Genomic DNA, 20615 nt, shown 5'->3' on the forward strand with positions numbered 1-20615 from the left:
ATCTGTGACAAAAAGTGCGATTTGGAATAATTAGAGGACATCTGTTCCGTTATTCTAGTTTTGAAAGGTTCCACAACTGGGTTTTTATGCAAATAAGAGCTCTGGTGTCCTCTATTTTTGAAAAACATGCTGTCTTTGAGAAAATAAGGGCTCTGGTGTCCGGCAAGAATTTTTTCACAATGGCTGTAGAACGGTCCGGTATTGCTTCGGGCTTTGACCAACATTTTTTTTGAACACCCTGCTGAAGTAATTGGGGTCTTTATAACCGACTTTGAAACATACTTCTTTTACGCTGATTTCCGGCTCCAGCATATACTCCTTCGCCTTTTCGATCCGTATATGAGTCATGAAATCAATGAACGTGATCCCTTTTTTCTCTTTAAACAGTTTGCTTAGATAGTATGGACTTAATTCGACATGGGACGCTACCATTTCAAGCGTCAACGGTTCATAATAGTGCTTTTCAATGTACTCCTTTGCACTTTCTAATTTTCCTTTCGCCTGAACCATCCGCCATGTTTGTACTTTTTCAACAATCTCCCTTAATAAACGTGTACTCTTCTCCTCAAGCTGTTGATAGGAGGAGATCTGGTTATACGGTATGAAACGATCCATAGGAATTCCTAAGTCGTTGATCATCCGGGTTGCAATGATGAAAAACTCATTCAATGATGACACCGAATGGTTCAAATCACTCGCAGCATCATTGGACAATTCATTCAGATAGAACTCAAACTTTTGAAGGGCATTTGTCACGTCTCCATTCTTGATGCTTTCCAACAGATCCTTTTCCTTCTGGAAGGCTACTGTAGCCCCATTCTCTGTATTACTTTCATCAGATGAAAACCTGTAGGTCACATGTTCATCCGAATGGATACTCTCCAATACATGTAAGGCTTCATAGTAGGATTTGCTGAGCTGATGGACGGACCGGTAGGGTAATCCGATCCCGACACGCGGCTTGAAGTGGAAGATCCGTTCACATTGGTGGATCAAATTCCTTATGAACGGTAGGATGTACGTTTTGAATCCGTTCTTATCTTCTCCATCGATTTTATCCGTCAGAAAAAAGACGGGAAGTTTCTCTTCATGATTCGGGCTTAAAAGGGTCGAATCAGAGCAATGCCGGTTGACATGCTCCTTCAGCCAATCCACCCATGCCCTCCGATCAACTTCTTGGCCGTTCTTCTCTACCACGATGGCAAATCCACATTTGAAATTGATGTCCAAAAGCTGCCCCCATTCGTTCAAATCCAATTCCTGAACATGATCGACGAGCAAGGAAACGGACCATTCGGATTGCATGAAATCCAACGCTTTATTGAACTTTCGCTCGAGCTGTTGTTTGTCTTGCAATTCTTTGCGTTCTTGATCAATCTCCCCTTGAACGCGACAGATAGCTTCGATGACCTCCTCTTTTTTACTCGGTTTCAGCAAATATTCCTTGACACCCTGCTGCATCACTTTTTTGGCGTACTCAAACGTATCGAACGCGGAAACCATGATAATCCGGATATCCGGCAGCTCTTTTTTGATTTCAGTCACTGCCTCGACACCATCGATTCCTGGCATTTTTATATCCATTAGAATAAGGTCGGGGTGCTCCGCTTTGGCTATCTCGATCGCCTGCCGTCCGTTCCCTGCCTCGGCAACGACCTCAGCCCCTTCCATCTCTCTACCGATCATCATTTTCAGCGCTTCCCGTTCAATCCGCTCATCATCAACTACCATAATACGCAACATAGTGGTCTCCCCTTTTTTCCACAGTAGATGGTATTGCAATTCTGACCCTCGTCCCTTGATTGACCGCTGATTCAATCTGGATTTCGCTCTTATTCTTGTAAAACAGCTCCAATCTTTGGATTACGTTTTTCATGCCAATCCCCGTCGAGTGGCCCTGTGATTGGAAGTTTGAATTCCCTTCTTTATTTAGCAATCGATCTTTCACACACTCCTCCATCCCTATACCATTATCCTGGATTTCAATCATCACTTGCCCATTTTCCTCGTACACCCCAAGCCTGATTTCTGCATCACTCTCGTACGATTCAATACCATGGATGAACGCATTTTCCACAATAGGCTGAAGGGTCAATATTGGGATTTCAATATCCAGACATGTATCATCGATGTCTGTTTTGAATGTGACCCGATCCCCAAACCGTGTCTGCTGGATGAAAAAGTATTCTTTTACGATCCGGACTTCGTCACGTAAGGTTGTCGGCTTATCAAGATTGCCCAGATTGTATCGTAGCAATGCTGAAACAGAGCTGATCAGATCACTTGTTTTATCTGAGCCTTCAAGATAGGCCATTCTTGAAATCGTGTTCAAGGTGTTGAAGAGGAAGTGTGGATTGATCTGGCTCTGCAGACTTTTCAATTCCATCTCCTTCAGCAACCGATCAAGCTCTGACTGATCCTTGATTTCCTTGATCAACTCGCGGATGTTCCTTCTCATCCGGTTGAATGTTCCTGCCAACAGTTTCATCTCATCATTCGTCCGTACTTCCACATCATCACCTGAAAAATCGCCTTTCGATATTTTCCTGGCAGAGATAGACAGCAGGCTGATCGGTCTTGTGATACCCCTGGAGAACCATAGGGCAGTCAACAGGCTCAGACAGATCGTCGTGACGAACAAGGAGATTCCCATCGCCTGGAGGTAGAGATTTTTCTGTTCCATCGCGTGATAAAAAGTACGGTAGCTTGTCAATTCACTGTTCAGAAGGCTTAAGGTCATTTCCTGGATAAAACGTGATACTTTGGAAGCCTCGTTCAAATGAAATGAATACTGGTTTAAATCTTCCTTTTGAAACGCCTCGATTGTCTGTTCACACTCTTCCAAAAAACTCTCGATCATGTTGTAGTAGTTCGTGACAGTCGGATAGTTTTCATTATTTTCTACCTTGCCGATCAATTTCTCTTTTTCAACAACCAATTGATCTCGCAACCTATGATAGTCATCCAAATAGCGAGGGGACTTTTCGATGACGTACGCGTTGATCGATTCGTAGACCTCGGTCGTCTGCTTCGAGATCTGATTCAGGATGATGAACCGTTCGAAGCTGTCATGGTACTGATCGATCGTCTGCTGGCTGCTATGGTAAAGGTAGAACGTCACCCCATTCACTAAAAGGACGAGAACGGTGACGAATATCATAATCTTCGTTCTGATCCGGATCATTTTTCAATGACCTCGAGTATTTCATTTTCCTGTAACGGTAGATCCTCCCGATGGATTACTTTCGTTTCAGTATGGTTGATTTCATCGATGGTCTTCCCCTCTAAAATTTGAACCATCGTCTCCACTGATTTATATCCCATTTCATATGGTTTTTGGATCACGGTCGCCTCAATCTTTCCTGACTGTAGCAGCTCGATCGTCTCAGGCAAGATATCGAAGCCGATGACATACACATCGTCCGTCTTCCCCATCTGCTCCAGGACTTGCGAAATTCCGATCGCATCAAGTGCGCTCGTCCCGTAAAAGGCCGTTACATCCGGATATTCCTGCAGGATTTTATACGTTTTTTCTGCTGCCTGGATCCGTGTGATATGGGAATCTTCAATCGTGGTCACTTTCACTCTTTCCTGTTCCTTTATCGCATCTTTAAATCCCTGGACCCGCAGTTTTTGATGGGTCGCATCAAATCTCCCGGTAATGATGGCGACGTTCACTTCCCCTTCCGTATCGGCCAATAAGGCTTTACCAGCTAGCAGCCCAGCGTAATAATTATCCGTCCCTATGTAAGCGATCCGGTCGCTCTTCGGTGCATCCGTATCAACGGTGATTACAGGAACCCCTTTTTGGATGGTGTTATTGATCAACGGCGTGAATTGCTCTTCACTCAATCCCTGCGTCATGATGCCATCGACTTTTGCCGCCGCGGCCATTTCAATGGTCGTCATATGTTCTTCCAGATTTGCCTGCTTTGGACCAGCATACTCAAGCGTCACACCTAGTTTCTCTGCTGCTGAACGTGCTCCCTTTTCAACTAGTTTCCAATAATCATTGTTGATTTCCTCTGGCACCAATACGAGATGATAGTTTGGTTTCGTGTACGGTTCTTGAGCCTGGGTCGACTCGATACTGAAGGACTTGATAGAAAAATAGACGAAGAAAGAGAAAGCGGTTACAAAAAGGACTATGAAAACACCGACGATCGTTCTACCCATTGTGCATTCCACCCAATTGTTGTTTCTACTAGTTTAGCATAAATTATCTAAAAATACAGAAAATGACTTGGTTACAGCTCCCGTTATGTCGAATCGTCATGGAAAATGCCATCAAGATGATAATAGCTATATATGATGCAATATATTGTGAGATTGTGAAGAAATTCACTTAAACTAACTGACAATAATATTTAAGTAGGAAAACCTCTTGGTATTTATGTTAATTGGGTATTTTTAATCAAAAATCAGCACCAAGTCATAATAGTAAGTGTGAAAATAGGAGGTAAATAATTTCATTTAGGATGAATGTTTAAGCTTAAATAATAGCTCGAATTACAGCAATAGGTTCCTATGTTCCTAAGCTGTCTTTGTTCTTTGGCAGTGATTTTCTTATGATTTGCTTTCCGTATCTTTTCAAGAACTTCATTAGCCATCTTTACGACGTTCCCTCATCAAGGTTACGTACTGAGCGTAGAGGAAATGCATAGCGGGTCTCGTTCATCGATAGAAGATACCTCCATGATTGCTTCGTCAGTATTACTGATCCACCTCACACATCAATCAGCAGAGCACCTCATCTTTGATCAAGTCACTAAAATAGCTGCAGCAGATGTTTCCGAACAAATGACTCATATGAGAAGAAAAATAGAAGATAGATCGAAAAGCCACTTGAAGAAAACATCTACTTCAAGTGGCTCATCGTATCCTAAGAACCTCTACCAGATAGAGATTCTCTTTCACCCTGAATTCAACCTAGTTTTCTGATTGAATCAAACAGCAGGTTGACTGCAGACAGCAATGTCTCTTCGTTAATATCAAACTTCTCATTATGATGACCCGCAGGAAGTTCCGTTCCGAAGATACAGTAGGTTGCTTGCCCGCCATTCTGTTTAACCCGTTCCATAAAAAAGGTTGCATCCTCGGAACCGGCCGGTGTATTATCTTCGACCATGCTTGCCTCAATAGCAGGGGACTCTTCTGCACATGCACACAATACCTCTGCCAATTCTTTAGAACCCCGGGTGCTTACTCCTTCACCTACAGTCTTGATCTCGTAATCTACCTGATACATTTGAGCAGATCCCGCGATAATTGCTTCCACCTGGTTTTTCACGAATTGGTTGATTTCGGAGTTTTCCCCCCGTGTCTCAACCTTGAGAGAAGCCTTGTCAGCAATGATATTACGTCCGGAACCAGCATGCAATTCACCAACATTGATTCGTGTCGAGCCTTCTGAATGGCGGGGAACGGCATAAATGTTCAATGCTGCTGAGGCAGCCGCCAGTAGGGCATTTCTTCCCTCTTCAGGCTTTCCGCCCGCATGAGAGGCCACCCCTTTGAACGTGACATCAAGCTTCGAGGTTGCAAGGAAGCCGTTATTCGATGCAACAAAATGGCCATCAGGTACGCCTGTCCCAAGATGAGTCGCAATAAAGTAATCAACATCATCGACAACTTTAGCTTCGACCATTGACCGTGCACCGCGAGTGCCCTCCTCGGCAGGCTGAAAAATCAATTTGATTTTACCCTTTAAGCTCGATTTGTTTTCGGAGATCAACGTTGCAAGACCAAGCCCGATTGTTGTATGTCCATCATGTGCACAGGCATGCATTTTGTTTGGAACCGTCGACCTGAACCCTTCCTTTTTCGGGAAGTGGCTGTTTGCTTCCGATTCATGGATATCCAGTGCATCCATATCGATTCGGAAGGCGATCGTCGGTCCTTCTTTTTTTGTATCCATTGTAGCGACAATTCCTGTATAGCCTTCTGAAAAGGGTTCAATATAATCTTTATTCGCCCCATTTTCGAGTGCCCATTGGTAATGTGCTTTCGTCTCTTCGTGATCCGGCTTACCCATACAATACTCAGGGGACATGACTTGTTTTCCCATTTCGAGCTGAAATCCCAGCTTGTCAAGAATGGACGCCACAATGGAAGCTGTACGCATTTCCAGAAAACCTGTTTCCGGATGACGGTGAAAATCACGACGCCATTCGATCAACTTTTTTTCCAAATCACTCATCATCTATTCACTCCTAGTATCCTATTATAAGAATGGATCGATCCCTGGACCAAACGGAATTCCTAAGAAGAAGAAAATCAATATCAGTACGATCCATGTCAACAAGAAACATACAGAGTAAGGGAGCATTAACGAAATGAATGTTCCGATACCCGCTTTCTTATCATACTTCTGCATGAATGATAAAGCGATGACCATGTACGGCATCAAAGGTGTGACGATATTGGTCGATGAATCCGCAACCCGGTATGCCACTTGCGTAAATGCAGGGTGATAGCCAAGCTGCATGAACATCGGTACGAACACAGGTGCTTCAAGCGCCCACTTCGCAGACCCTGAAGTGATAAGGAAATTCAATAATGCCGTAAAAATAATGTAACCTATGATCAGTCCGATACCCGTAAATTCAATATCTTTCAGAACTTCAGCACCATTTACTGCGACCCATGTTGCAATATTAGACCAGCTGAAGTATGCGATAAATTGAGCAATCGCAAAGATCAGAACAATGTAACTTGACATATCTTTCATCGACTCAGCCATAAATTTCCCAACATCTTTACTTGTCTTGATGTTTCCAACGGTAATACCGTACGTAACACCGATTGTGATAAAGAAGAAGAGAATGATAGGCACAATACCATCAAGGAATGGGGATGGGATGATGCCGCCCTCCTCATTACGCAAAGGACTATCTGGTAAAAAGATCGTCACCAGGATAATGGCCCAATATACTCCCCCTGCAATCACTGCATTTCGTAAAGCCTTACCTGCTTTTAGAGGGTCTTCCGCTACAGCTTCCTCGACCTCTTCACCCTTATATTCGCCAAGCCGCGGTTCGATGAATTTGTTTGTAACAAGGCCACCAACAACGGTAAGAACAAACACAGAAACAATATTGAAGTACCAGTTATCGACAGGGGTAACGACAATATCCTCATTGATGATTTGGGCTGCTTCCGTCGAAATACCTGCAAGCAACGCATCTGTACCTGCAATCAAAAGGTTTGCCGTAAAACCAGCACCAGCTGCTGCGTAACCCGCTGTCAAACCAGCGATCGGATTACGGCCAACTTTGTAAAATACCATCGCTGCCAACGGCGGCACTAGAACCATCGCTGCATCAGATGCAATGTTACCCATGATACCAACAAAAATGACGGTGTACGTGATTAACGCTGGCGGCGATTTCAAAATCGTTTTCTTGATTGCATAATCGAGCATTCCAACTTTTTCTGCAAGCCCGATACCAAGCATCATTGACAGTACCAGTCCTAGCGGTGCAAATCCGGTAAAGTTGTCGAGCATTGACGTCAAGATGAACTGAAGACCCTCTCCAGATGCTAGACTTTTAACCTGCAGCTCTTCCCCAGTAGCAGGGTGTATGACTGTCGCACCAAACATATTGAAGATGGCCGAAACAATAATGACGAGGATAGCCAACGCAGCAAACAAAATAAACGGATCTGGAAGTTTGTTACCGGCTATTTCAATCCCGTTAAGGAATTTCTGTGCAATCCCCTTTTTGTTCTTTATATTTTCCACTCTTCTCCCCTCACTTTTCGATTATTAAATATCAGCTTTGCGTTAAATTGGAAGGCTTGACATCCTCTGGAATTGGACATGAGTATGGATTTTGTTCTCTGAATGCATTGAATTCCTGTTTAACAGATTCCAGGTCTTCCTTGTTGGTCAGCACTCTAACTGCAGTAAGCGCCATTGCTTCTGCCGCCCGCAACATACCTTTATGTGCATAGCTGCTGATGCCTTGTGTCGTCATTTGCCAAGTGTGCAATGGTGTTCCCAATGCTGAAGTCGATGCGGTCAATTGGGCTGTCGGAACTACCCAGCTTACATCGGATACATCAGTTGATCCCGGAAGAATCTCATTCGTCGGTTCATATGGCGAGAGGGTATCAGCGAGGAATTTTCCTTCAAATTCACTTCCGTCCCCTTTGTAACCAAACCCTTTCAAAATATCCAAATAACTGTCCTTTTCACCTTCTGATAGGGTATACCAAAGTTTTTCAGCAAAAGTGATTTCATCCTCGCTCGGTTTTTCGATACCAGTCTCTAGCAGGTTTTCATACAAAATCTTTTCTAAACTGCGGTTTGGAATATAGTTGGAACATGCTTTGTCGAACTCTATTGCCAGTTCTGTTTCTGTCATCAGTGCGGCACCTTCAGCTATTTTACAAACCCGTTTATAAATTTCATCAACCTGCTTGATCTTTGGTGATCGGATTAAATAAAGTACATCTGCCTCTGACTGAATAACGTTCGGGGAAATACCTCCAGTATTGGTAATTGCATAGTGCATCCGTGCTTCTGGTATGATATGCTCCCGAAGATAGTTGACTCCTACATTCATAAGCTCGACCGCATCCAGTGCACTTCGCCCGAGGTGTGGCGAGTTTGCTGCATGGGAGGATAATCCCTTAAATCTGAAATAAACTTGATAGTTTGCTAGACTGGAAAGGCTCATGATGCTGTTTACCGGGGATGGATGCCAGGTCAGTGCCACGTCCACTCCATCAAAAACACCTTCCCGGACCATGAATGTCTTTCCGGATCCTCCCTCTTCACCAGGACATCCAAAAAACTTGACGGTACCTGGGAGATCGTTTTCTTCTAAGAATTTTTTGGTGGCGTATGCTGCCGCAAAGGCGCCAGTTCCCAGTAGGTTGTGCCCGCATCCGTGACCGACATTTTTCTCTGTCGGCTCATAGGATGTTTTGTTAGGCTCCTGCCCTAAGCCGGACAGTGCATCGAATTCTCCAAGGAATCCGATTACAGGAGATCCACTACCATAAGATGCGATGAAGGCAGTCTCAATGTTTCCCGCATTTCGTTCAACCTGAAATCCTGCTTTTTCACACTCTGAGGCTAAGAACTTAGCGGAGTAATATTCTTCAAATCTAGTTTCCGGATGATAGTATACGTATTTACTGATTCTCTCGAAAAGTTCTTTGTTTTCTGCTAGATATGTTTTTGTAAAGTTGCTAGCCATTGTACTCCTCCTTAAGCAGAATAATACAGAATATTCAATAAATTTTTACTTTAATTCACCTATAAGCCTTTAACTATTTAGTCGACTTTTTGGTCACCTTTTTGACATGTCGTAAATAAGTCTAATATAGTAGTTGTTGGAATTGCAACAGTTTTCGGAATATTTTATTTTCCCTTTATTTGTTAATATAATTAGTGTGGTGCATGAAAGGAGATATCGGCTATGTATAGAATCGGTGTCATAGCTACAAAACAATCGTTGAAATGGATAAAAAAAATCGAACCCTTCGTAAACGATCAATGCGAGCTTTTTTATATGAGTTACGCTCATCCCTCTGAAATCAAACCTCTTTATTTGAAAAACCATCTTTTTTTTGACGGGATGATTTTTAGTGGCCAATTACCTTATGTTTTAATTGAAAAAGAATGTGGAACCTTTCCTGTCCCTACGGTTTATTTCGATGTGGGCCAAAAGGATTTTTATAAAACGATCTGTAAAGTGATGGTTCAAGAAAGTCAGTTTGATTTTTCTAGAACGTTGATTGATTTCATTTTTAAGGAAAATCACTACCTAGGATTGAACGATTTCCTGAATGAACAACAATTTCCTTATCATTTTGGTGAATCACTCGAAGATTACAAATCGGATACGATTTATGAAGAAATGTTCGAAAGGCATCAAACGTTGTGGGATTCAGGAAAAATAGACCTGTCTTTCACCAGGACCTCCGGCCTGACGGAAAAGCTGGCTGACTACGGTATCAACCACATCGTTATGTTCCCCTCAGCGGAGTCCATGCTTGAAAAGTTCCATCAACTCATTAAAGAGATCAATATGATTCGGCTGTCAGACAGTCAGATAGTAATGGGGAATATTTCGATTAGAAAAACGGAAGAGTCACCCAACAATAATCACTTGGAATTACAACGGATCAAAATGAACAAAGCACTGCTGGAATACATTGAAAACGGTGAGTATTCCTTCATCATTCAAAAAAACCTGAATCACTTCGATATCATTACATCATATGGGGATTTGAAGGGAGTCACTAATAATTTCACCAGCTGTTCACTTTACGAATTCCTAAAACAAGAACTACCGTTTTCATTCAACATTGGCTGGGGCATCGGAAATACGATTGATGTTGCCAGGACGAACGCATTGCTTGCCAGCCAGTTGTCAGAAGCCCGTGAAGAACAAGCTTCATTCATCATTACGGAGGATGAACAAATTATCGGTCCTTTGGGAGAGAGCAATTGTTTAACCGTTTCACACAACTTGGATCCTGAAATCGAGAAGTTGAGTCAGCAAACAGGTGTAGCTTCTCTAAAAATCAAAAAAATACTAGCAACAATGCAAAAAAGCAACACGAATGAATTTTCCGCGGATGATTTAGCTGCTTATTTAGGTGTTTCGACACGCAGCACGAATCGGATTTTGAATAAATTGGAGGAAGCCGGTAAAGCCGAGGTTATATATAAAAAGCAGCAAAAACTACGAGGAAGACCAAAGAAGATATATAGAATAATGTTGTATATCGGAATGACGGATTAGATTTAGGTCGATATAGTGATATTAGATCGGATCGACAATGGAAATAAGCAAAACTTTAATATGAAGTAACAAAAAAACCTTGGCTAGCCTATGATTTGATAATACAAAACTGCCACAGCAACATTCTGCTGTGGCAGCCTAAAACCTATCAATCTATTTAATTGTATTTTCGTTATATAGTTTGTCGATCTGTTCGGCGGTCAAGGCTTCCTTATATACATTCACTTCATCGACTATGCCTTTCATCTGAAGTCCCGAAGGGTTCCAAGGGGCGCCGCCGATGATCAATGGGTTGTCATTCGGCTTGATCGAGGCTGTTCCCGCTGGTACATTGGCGATCTCTTTTCCATTCACATAGCCGATGATCCGGCCATCCTTTTTCCAGGTCATCGCTAAATGTGCCCACTCCCCAGCTGGAATTTCGCCTTGATTGAATGAATAGCGTCCATTCTCAGCCCAGAGTTCCGGGTAAAGGCCTTTATTGACCCCAAGCACATACCCATCGCCGATGTTCGTCTTACCGATGATTTTTTGATCGGACTCAGGATCTTCAAGATTGACCCACAAGCCGATCGTCAGTTCATCCCCGCCATCCAACAGCTCATTGGACGGAACTTCGATCCACCCGCCATCCAGTTCGACGGCTTTGCCGAACTTTCCATCTACAAAGGCGGTATTTCCAGACAGTTCACCGTCATGTCCATATGGCGAGTGATCTTTTACTGTACCATCATTCTCTTCATCAAACTTCAAGGCCAATACAGGCTCATCACGGTACAATGCCTTCAGCGTCCCAGTCAAATCATTCAGCTTCACCTCATGGATGCCGAGCTCCACATCTTGAACCGTAAAGGACACCGTTTCACTTTCTCCTGCTTTTAATTTAATCGATTTCGATTCGGCAAGTTCACCGTCAAAAGAAAAATCGAGTTCTTTTTCGCCTTCCATCGAACCGATATTGGAGACCTCAGCTGAGATGGTGGCATCTTCCCCAGGATCAACCTGACCAGTTACAAGGTTCGATAGTTCGAAGACCGGTACTTGTTGCACTTCCCCATCATAAGACCAATCTCCCGGTTGTCCGCTTTTACCGAATCGAGTGATGCATTCGATCCATGCATTACCATCTGCGTTCAACTGTTCTTTGGCGTCCTCTGCAATGTGGCCCGGTTTTTTCTTGTTCATCAACTTCAAGAAGTCTTCTGAATGCTTCGCTGCCTGATCGAAGTGTTCTTTTTCAAGATGTTTTCCAATCTGCTTCAATTTTTCATCAAGCTGCTTTTTCAACGTGCCATCAATCTTGCCATCTTCAACGAAAGATTGATAGATTCCCTCGAATTCCTTGAATGTTTTGTTTATATCGTCAAACCCGAGAAGTTCGATCTCCGCCAATGAAGTAGAAGAAGCTCCCTGGTTATCCTTTATGATCAAGCGATAATATGCATACTTACCAGGATTCTCGATTTCAAATGGTTTGGTGAACTTCCGCCATTTGAAGTCCTCATCCGTCCTTTCATCAAGGATGGTCCAGTCGTTTCCATCCTTCGATCCAATCAGAACCCAGTTTTTCGGATCCTGCTTTTTGTCATCACCCGACGTAAGCGTGTACATAAGCGCTTTTTCAGACTGATCCTTAAAATGATATTGGATCCATGGGCGCTGGCTCTCGAAAGTCAAACTGGTTCGAGAGGAGTTGTCGAATAAAGTTTTCGCAACACCTTCATCACTATGAATGGACGTTCCTTCCGCCTTATCCGTCAGATCTTCCATTGGATCAGGGAGAATAGTTGAACCATCAGTAGAAAGGTCCGTCAATGAATCTAGAAGAGCTTTCTTCCCTGTTCCCCATTTAGACGGTTCTGGTCCCATTTCAAAGTCCAATGTCGCCCCTTCCGCAAGCATGTCATGAGAAATGGAGAGCTTTTCATATGCCTTCCCATTCACTTTCAGGCTTTGCACATAGTTGTTCTTATCGCTCACTTCCGGTGCTCGGATAACGATGTCTTTCCCGTTTTCAAGATGAATCGTCATTTTCTCAAAGTAAGGTGCACCGATCGCATACTCCGGAAGCCCCATTTGGAGAGGATAGAATCCAGCAGCACTAAAGAGGTACCACGCAGACATTTCGCCGTTATCCTCATCGCCTGGATACCCCTGTCCGATTTCACTGCCAAGGTAAAGACGTGACAGGACTTCACGTACCTTTTCCTGTGTCTTCCACGGTTGGCTAACGTAATTGTACATATACGGAATGTGATGGGATGGCTGGTTGCTGTGTCCGTACATGCCCATCCTTACATCCCTTGCCTCACGCATTTCATGGATGACACCGCCGTAATGGCCAGGATGCAGCGCTGTTTCTGGAGTGGAGAAGAACTGATCAAGTTTATCAGCCAATCCATCTCTGCCGCCATAGAGATTGGCGAGCCCTTGTCCATCCTGAGGGACATGGAATGCCATGTTCCAGGCGTTCGTTTCCGTATAATCGCCGCCCCATTCCTCAGGATCATAGTCCTCAGGGGTCGATAGCCATTCACCAGTTGGCTCTTTCCCCATGAAGAATTCGACATCCGGATTAAACATGTTCACGTAATTTTTCGCTCGGTTGATATAGTATTCGTAATCCGTCTTCAACTGTTCATTGGACGGATCCTTTTCAGAAAGTGCTTTTGCCATATTGGCGATGGCGTAATCATTGATATACCCATCCATCGCCCACGACATGCCTTCACCTGTCGTGTTACTCGTGTACCCATCGAATATGGAGGTTGCTAACCCTTTCCGGCCGACACTCGCATCTTCACTATAGACGGCCGCGTTTTTCAATGCGGAATCATAGAATGCGTCGACATCAAAATTTCGGACACCTTTCAAATACGCATCTGCAAAGGCAACATCGGAGCTCGTCCCGACCATCAAGTTGGCATAACCAGGAGAAGACCATCTCGAGATCCAGCCGCCATCTTTATATTGCTGGACGAACCCATCGATCATTTCCCCTGCTTGTGCCGGGGTGAACAGGGTGTATGCAGGCCAGGAGGTCCGATACGTATCCCAGAAACCATTGTTGATGTACGGTTTTCCTTCTACAATCTTTGCTCCTGTTTCTGTAGGTGTGTTTTCCCCGGTCGCACTTGAAAAAGGACTGGCATATTTGTATTCCGGAGCATCCTCTGTCCCTGTGTTTTCATACCCGATATTCGGATATAAGAAAAGGCGATACATGTTGGAATAGAGGGTTACAAGCTCCTCTTCACTTGCGCCTTCTACTTCGATGATGCCCAGTTTGTCATTCCAAAGTTCTCCGGCACGTTTTTTCAAATCGTCAAATTGGTCGTCTTCTTTAATATCCTGTGCCAGGTTCTTTTTGGCCTGGTCGACACTCAGCAATGACGTCGCGATTTTCATCGTCACGGTTTTATCGTCATCGGATGTATCAAAACGGAAGAAACCTGACACATTGTCTCTTCCCTCGCCCGTCAATTTGCCGCTTTCGACGACAGGTTGATCAAACTCTGCATAGACGAACATCCTTGTCGCCCCTGCAGACAGACCGCTTCGAACGTCTGTAAAACCAGAGACGCTCTGGTTGTCCGGGTTAAGCGAAAGACCGCCATTATTGTTCACATTGTCGAAGATCAAGTTTGATGTATCACCTGTAAATGTGAATCGGAACATCGCCGCACGATTAGTCGGTGTCATCTCCGTCTTGATGCCATTTTCAAACGTGACGTCATAATAATGCGGTTTCGCGATTTCATTCTCATGCTTGAACGCGAGTGCCCGCTCTTTACGATCAGCTGATGGCTCCTCCGCGGTTGAAGGCATCACCTGGAACGTCTGACGGTCCCCCATCCAAGGGCTTGTTTCATGGCTCAGTGAAAACGCCTGGATTTCCGGCAGATTGTCGCTGTTGTTCGACTGCTGGTAACTATACAACCAGCTCGTCGTACCTGCATTCGTCACCGGAGCCCAGAAGTTGAAACCATGGGGCACCGCAACAGCAGGAAAATTGTTCCCTCTTGAAAAAGTCGAATTGGAATTGGTCCCGCGCAAGATATTGACATAATCCACAGGACTTTCATAGGTTTCTTGATCAGGATTGTCATCGATTTTGATATCGTCGATCGATCCTTTGAACACCCCGGGTCCTTCACCTTTATCATAGGCTACAAGGATCCGGTCGATCGTTTTCCCTTCTGCCACCTCACCTATGGAAGCACGCTTGACGTTCCATTGATTCGAATAAAGGGTTTTTGATTCCCCCTGTGCCTGCGGGTTCAATTTTACGCCATGCTGGTCGCGGGCATCGAAATCGCTCAGATAGGTACCATCTGTGAATGCAAGATCTACTGTTACATACGTACTCGAATAATCGAGATGATCCTTATCAGCGAATTGCGGGTGGATCATATAGGAAAGGACGGTTTCCGGTTCCACCTTGATGTTGACATCGACGATTTTATTGTAGGAATAAGCTCGGCCATCCGCTTCATGCTTTCCTTCATACGTCAATGCCTTCTTACCTGTCCAGCCGACATTCGTTTTTCCAGTGTAACTGTTCGCTGGTCCCTCTCCCAGTTCCGTCGTCATATGGTCAGAGGTTTCTGGTGGAGGCGCATCGATCCCGTTTGACAAAGCGATTTCCGCCAATTGTGTGAGCCCGTCCCCAGCATTTTCCGTGATATCGAATTTGTAATAGGTATAGCTGTTTTCATTCTCGAATTCATAGATTTTGCGCTCAAAACGATTTTCAAAACTTTCGTTGGACCGGCTGTCGATTTCTGTCCAATCTTCGCCGTCATTGGAGCCATAAAGCTTCCAATTCTTCGGGTCCCTGCCCTGTGCATCATTTGCTGATGTGAAGGCATACTTCACGAGATTGACCGGTTCAGGGAACTTGAACTGAAGCCAGGCAGTCGGTTCGAAGGCAAGCCATTTCGTTTGATCGCTTCTGTCGATCAAGTTGGCTGCAATTTCATTCGGAGGATTGCTCGCACTAGCTGTAACTTCCTCTACCTGGTCCGTGATATCCCCCTGAATCGTGTCATAAGGGACGTACCCACTCACTCCAGAGGACTTTTCATCCCCGGAAGGATCGATTTCGACCGTATTTTCCCAAGTCAATTGAGGTTCGCCTTCTTCAAAAGAGGTGAAGAAATCTGCCCCGGTGTCTTCCTCAGCTGAAGCGTCCTGCCCGCTGGAAAATGAAAACATCGGGATCAGCAAGCTGAAACATAATAAGACTGAAAAGAAATTCGAAAAAGATTTTTTCCTCATCTTAACCTCCCAGAAAGATTTCGTCTTAAAAATCTATACTACTTTTGGGGCTGCTTAAGTGGCAGCCCCTCACATTTCAGGTTCAGTGGATGATGTTGAGCTGGGCTGTATCGGTTTTTACCGTATTCCCATCTACCGTCACTTCTGCCCACACATCAATCGATTCGACATCACCTACATCGGTTTCCAAATATAAGAGTTTGTTTTCATACTGGGTGTCGAAACTGACCAATTCAGGAGAGCTGCTGAAGTACTCCACGGTCGCATCCGCTAAGTCCAGAGGCTTTCCGTCACTCATTTTTCCGGTGACGATCATCTCCGTCAATTCCCCTGGTTTGATCTCGACAGGCGATAATTCCAGGTTGGCGCTTTCCAGCGTTGCTTCTGTTTCCTGTCCTTCGACCGTCAATTTCGCATCTGCCCACGCACCGTGGCCATGCCCGATCCCGTTGCCAGCTTCCTTCATGACCAGCTTCAGCTCTTCTTTTCCTCGGATATCCAGGCTGATGAACTCTGCAGGTGTGCTCCGTTTCATCCTTTCAGTTTCATACACTTTCTCGCCATCCAGCCACACCTCGAATTGGAAGAAGCGGCCATCCCGATCAGCGTGCTGCTCGACGCCGACATAGGTTTCAAATAAGTCGAAATCCCATTGCGTAAGGTCATAGACGATTTCAGAGTTCGCATGGATCCCGAGTCCCTTATCATAGATGACAGGTCCGTTGTCACCCATCAGTGTGATCGGCGGGCCTGCGACGGATTGATCTTTATTGACGGTGCCCCATCCGGTCGTCGCAGACTCCCAGTTGATGTCACTCAAATGGAGATAGGAAACTGGTTCAAATTCGATCGTATAGGTTTCGCTCAAAAATCCATCAGCTGTCGATACATGGATTTTCGTTTCACCAGGCAGCTGTTCAGCTTCCTCGATTTCAATTGTGAGATCGTCCCGTGCTGGCACGACTTCGACTTCAGGTACCGACTGCTCTATTGCTGCTGAGAACGTCTTCTTATATTTCGTAATGTCCGAGTGGAACTTGTCAAGTGATTCCCCATTGACCTTGATATCCTTCAACAATTCCAGGTCGATCTGCCGTTTGCTTATTTTCATCGCAGATTGGCCAGCCTCGAACGGCTTCAACGTATAGGTATATGAATACGTCTGATCGGCGTAAAGCATATATTGCGGCAATGCTGTACCGCCCCAGCTGTTCCATACACCCATTTGTTTATGATTGACCGTCAATACGATGTCTTCGAGTTTTTCAAGTTCATGAGGATGCGCAGCCTGTTCGATGTCGTCCTCAGCATAATGGAGCGCGGAAAATTCGAATTGAGGCAATCCTCCTACCATCAATCCAGTCCCATCATCATTCGTCAATGTCAACCAGCGGACATCGGTTTTGTTCCCTGCTTCCTGCGGACGAGGGTAATGGAAGAACTGCTCGTCCACCGTGCTGTTATAAACCCCTACAGGTGCTCCATCTTTACGGTCCCAGTAGGTGTCATGCATGCCGCGGCCATACCAGGTCAAGTTTTCAAATTGTCCTGGAAGCATCAGCTCCATACCTACTGCAGGGATCTCCGATAGTGAATTGTCCGGTTTCACGGTGCTCCGAACGACTACTTCCCCGCTTCCATAGATGAAGTAGCCGAGCCTGTACTGGGAATCGCCCGTTTCAGGGAGGGCAGCAGTTATCTGGATATGGACGACCTTGTCACTGATCTCCCTTACTGAAATATCGTTCACGGCCATATCCCGTCCCGCATATTGCCAAGGGCCGTTCCTGCTCAACATGCCATTCATCAAGTCATTGTCGTTCCGAGGGCGCCAGAAGTTCGGCATCGGGCCTTGCTTGAATAATTCTTCACCTTCGTTTTTAAAAGAGGTGATCGTTCCCTGTTGCCTATCAAATGTGATTTCAAAGGTTTCACCTGTCACCTTTACCGACGCTTCCTGATCATCTACATCGATCGTCGGCATGTTTTCCGTTTCGAATCCAGGTGCTTCCGGCGCATCATATGGCATCTTGAATTGATGATGAGCGACCTCATGTCCTTTCTTAGCCCAAGAAGTGTCCTCTGGCAATGCAAAACTGAGGTCAAGCCAGTATTCTGTTCCAGGTTCCAACTCCAGCATCTCGATCGGAAGCGTGATTTCCTTTGTCTCACCGCCTGGAAGATCGATGTCCAGCTTTCCTTCCTGGATGACTTCACCATCGGCTTTCAACGTCCATTTGGCATCGAATTCCTTCAGGTTTGTAAAGAGGTTTTCATTCCATAGTTCAATCTTGTTGTTCTCAAGATCCGTCTCTTTCACTTTGATATTTTGATAGACTGCTTTGACGTCATAGAGTTCAGGCTGAGGCGTCCGGTCCGGATTCAACAGTCCGTTCATCAGGAAAATGCCGTCATTAGCATAGCCCCCCCAGTCGCCTCCATAAGAAAAGAAGGTATCTCCCGTATAATCCCTAGGAATCGGCAGGCTATCGACACCGCCATCAACCGGCAGTCTCAACGACTGGTCGACAAAGTCCCAGATGAACCCGCCTTGCAAATTCGAAGACTTGTCGATCAGCTCCCAGTATTCCTTGATATTTCCGACGCTGTTCCCCATTGCGTGGACATACTCACACATAATCAACGGGCTCAGGCTGCCGGATTTCCCATGATTTTCGAGCTGGGAAAGGCCCGGATACATATAACTCGTAAAGTCTGCGAGACTATTATCCTGTTGGAAATGGAGCAGGCGCGTCGGGTCATACGCCTTGATCCATTCTGAAGCATCCTTGAATACTTGACCTGACCCTACTTCATTCCCCATCGACCAGAAAATGACGGACGGGTGGTTCTTGTCCCGTTCCACCATCGTTTTGATCCGATCAAAGACCGCTTTGCTCCAGTTCGGGTTGTTCCCAGGAAACGGCCTCATGTCATGAGATTCATTATTTGCTTCATCAAGAATGTAAAGTCCATATTCATCCGCCAACTCGTTAAATTTCTGTTGGAATGGATAATGCCCCGTACGGACTGCATTGATATTAAATTTTTTCATGAGCTTGATATCTTCAATCAATTGTTCTTCCGTCAACGCATATCCTGTGTCGGGATGGACTTCGTGACGGTTCACCCCTTTGATGACGATCGCCTCGCCGTTGATCTTCACCTGTCCGTCTTCGAGTTCGATCTCCCTGAAACCGACTTTATTGCTGACGGTTTCAATCGTTTTTCCTGAAGAATCTTTTAAGTTGAAGACCAATGTATACAGGTTCGGCTTTTCCGCTGACCATTTCAAAGGATTTTCCACAGGAATCTCCTTGCTGACAGCGTTTTCATTTTTAACATCGATCTTAACCGGCTTATCAAATACGGCTCGATCGTCCGAATCATATAGCATGGCCGCGATCTTATAATCTTCTAGTCTATTTTTCTTCGTATAATCGACCAAATCACCATCGATTTTTAATGTTGCATCTTCATACGATTCATCCAAATCAGTTTCAATTTTAAAATCATTGAGATGGACGTTCGGCGTGGAATAGAGGTAGACATCACGGAAGATTCCGCTCAGATCGATCATGTCCTGATTTTCCAGCCAGGCACCATCAGACCAGCGGTACACTTCTACGGCAAGGGTGTTCTTCCCTGGCTTCAGATGATCCGTGATGTTGAATTCTGCAGGAGTGAAGCTGTCTTCGCTGTAACCGATCTTCTCACCGTTCACCCATACGTAAAATGCGGACTTGACACCCTGGAACGAAATGAAAGTCTCGCGTTCCTTCCAGTTGCCTGGGACAGTGAATTCATATCGATAGGACCCGACTTCATTATGTTCGACAGGTACTTCGGGCGGTGTGATCCGTCCATGTCCCTGCCACGGATGGCGTTGGTTCAAGTAAATGATCTCCCCGTATCCGTGCACCTGCCAGTTGCTCGGTACAGGGATCGTAGCCCAATCCTCATCGTTGAAGTTTTCTTTATAAAAATCCTTCGGCCGTTCATTCGGATTCTCCGACCAATTGAATTTCCAATCCCCATTCAAAGACTTAAAGTATCTGGAACTCTCTATATCCCCTTTGACAGCTGTTCGTTCATTATTGAATGGAATCGTCTTGATACTAGCAGGTTCCCGATTCACTTCAATGGTTTCGGGAGTCCCATTCCACTCTGAAGGACCGTCATCCTGTGCAACAGCTGCAGAGGAATGGCTGCCGAGCATCCCTAGGACCATAAGAAAAACAAGCACAAATAAACCTTTAGTTGCCTTCAACACTGTTTACCTCCTTGATTTGTAATGAAGAAACGCAATAAAGTCTGCACACCCCCATGACTTAGTTAATAAAATTAATTTATAAAGTAGATTCATGTTGTCCAATTTTCGTTTGTACTCCATTATCCTACTTTGAAATCATTCAGTAAAATCGACATTTCTTTCGCTGCTCATGCACGTTTATACGACTAATTACCCAGTTTCCCTATATAATGATGTCGAATTTTGTATGGTTTTCCGGATACTTGCAAGTTAAACACAACGTATTTCCTGTTTATTTAAAAAGAGCTAATCATTTACGT

General features: G+C 44.8%; 10 protein-coding genes. 2 read left to right on the top strand and 8 right to left on the bottom strand.

Translation table 11 applies throughout. The features are described 5' to 3' along the window. Positions 1-174: 174 nt before the first annotated feature. From KOL94_RS14360 to KOL94_RS14370, 3 genes are read right to left on the bottom strand one after another with little or no spacing between them, the layout of a single operon-like run. Positions 175-1743, bottom strand: a complete 1569-nt coding sequence (locus tag KOL94_RS14360) for a response regulator transcription factor (RefSeq protein WP_221567086.1) — start codon at positions 1741-1743, stop codon at positions 175-177. Next, on the bottom strand, positions 1721-3184 hold the full coding sequence (locus KOL94_RS14365) for a sensor histidine kinase (RefSeq protein WP_221567087.1): 1464 nt from the start codon (positions 3182-3184) through the stop codon (positions 1721-1723). Before KOL94_RS14365 ends, KOL94_RS14360 begins: the two co-directional genes overlap by 23 nt. Further along, complete coding sequence (locus KOL94_RS14370; protein ID WP_221567088.1) at positions 3181-4176, bottom strand: sugar-binding protein; 996 nt, start codon at positions 4174-4176, stop codon at positions 3181-3183. Before KOL94_RS14370 ends, KOL94_RS14365 begins: the two co-directional genes overlap by 4 nt. A 519-nt stretch (positions 4177-4695) precedes the next feature. On the opposite strand from KOL94_RS14370, the gene KOL94_RS14375 reads away from it, so the two are divergent. Further along, positions 4696-4941, top strand: coding sequence for a hypothetical protein (locus tag KOL94_RS14375; RefSeq protein WP_221567089.1), 246 nt, complete (start codon positions 4696-4698; stop codon positions 4939-4941). Here the strand turns inward: KOL94_RS14375 and KOL94_RS14380 are convergent. From KOL94_RS14380 to KOL94_RS14390, 3 genes are read right to left on the bottom strand one after another with little or no spacing between them, the layout of a single operon-like run. Then, positions 4925-6199, bottom strand: coding sequence for a M20 family metallo-hydrolase (locus KOL94_RS14380; protein WP_221567090.1), 1275 nt, complete (start codon positions 6197-6199; stop codon positions 4925-4927). The genes KOL94_RS14375 and KOL94_RS14380 overlap by 17 nt on opposite strands. A gap of 24 nt (positions 6200-6223) precedes the next feature. Continuing rightward, on the bottom strand, positions 6224-7744 hold the full coding sequence (locus KOL94_RS14385; RefSeq protein ID WP_311775146.1) for an AbgT family transporter: 1521 nt from the start codon (positions 7742-7744) through the stop codon (positions 6224-6226). Between the two features lie 31 nt (positions 7745-7775). Further along, positions 7776-9209, bottom strand: coding sequence for a M20 family metallopeptidase (locus KOL94_RS14390; protein WP_221567091.1), 1434 nt, complete (start codon positions 9207-9209; stop codon positions 7776-7778). A gap of 222 nt (positions 9210-9431) precedes the next feature. On the opposite strand from KOL94_RS14390, the gene KOL94_RS14395 reads away from it, so the two are divergent. Next, positions 9432-10763, top strand: coding sequence for a helix-turn-helix domain-containing protein (locus KOL94_RS14395; RefSeq protein WP_221567092.1), 1332 nt, complete (start codon positions 9432-9434; stop codon positions 10761-10763). A gap of 153 nt (positions 10764-10916) precedes the next feature. On the opposite strand, the gene KOL94_RS14400 is transcribed toward KOL94_RS14395, so the two are convergent. Both KOL94_RS14400 and lacZ read right to left on the bottom strand, forming a co-directional pair. Further along, positions 10917-16043 (bottom strand): GH92 family glycosyl hydrolase, encoded by a 5127-nt coding sequence (locus KOL94_RS14400; RefSeq protein ID WP_221567093.1) that lies wholly within the window; start codon positions 16041-16043, stop codon positions 10917-10919. 82 nt (positions 16044-16125) lie between these two features. Continuing rightward, positions 16126-20313 (bottom strand): beta-galactosidase, LacZ type, encoded by a 4188-nt coding sequence (gene lacZ, locus KOL94_RS14405; RefSeq protein WP_221567094.1) that lies wholly within the window; start codon positions 20311-20313, stop codon positions 16126-16128. Between the last annotated feature and the right edge of the window lie 302 nt (positions 20314-20615).

The organism is Alkalihalobacillus sp. TS-13 (genome assembly GCF_019720915.1).
GTDB lineage: Bacteria > Bacillota > Bacilli > Bacillales > Fictibacillaceae > Pseudalkalibacillus.

What these genes read in the sequence shown, in the direction of transcription:
- KOL94_RS14365 (WP_221567087.1), bottom strand. Translation starts at nt 3,184, where the DNA reads ATGATCCGGATCAGAACGAAGATTATGATATTCGTCACCGTTCTCGTC.
- KOL94_RS14370 (WP_221567088.1), bottom strand. Translation starts at nt 4,176, where the DNA reads ATGGGTAGAACGATCGTCGGTGTTTTCATAGTCCTTTTTGTAACCGCT.
- KOL94_RS14395 (WP_221567092.1), top strand. Translation starts at nt 9,432, where the DNA reads ATGTATAGAATCGGTGTCATAGCTACAAAACAATCGTTGAAATGGATA.
- KOL94_RS14380 (WP_221567090.1), bottom strand. Translation starts at nt 6,199, where the DNA reads ATGAGTGATTTGGAAAAAAAGTTGATCGAATGGCGTCGTGATTTTCAC.
- KOL94_RS14390 (WP_221567091.1), bottom strand. Translation starts at nt 9,209, where the DNA reads ATGGCTAGCAACTTTACAAAAACATATCTAGCAGAAAACAAAGAACTT.
- KOL94_RS14360 (WP_221567086.1), bottom strand. Translation starts at nt 1,743, where the DNA reads ATGTTGCGTATTATGGTAGTTGATGATGAGCGGATTGAACGGGAAGCG.
- KOL94_RS14375 (WP_221567089.1), top strand. Translation starts at nt 4,696, where the DNA reads ATGATTGCTTCGTCAGTATTACTGATCCACCTCACACATCAATCAGCA.
- KOL94_RS14400 (WP_221567093.1), bottom strand. Translation starts at nt 16,043, where the DNA reads ATGAGGAAAAAATCTTTTTCGAATTTCTTTTCAGTCTTATTATGTTTC.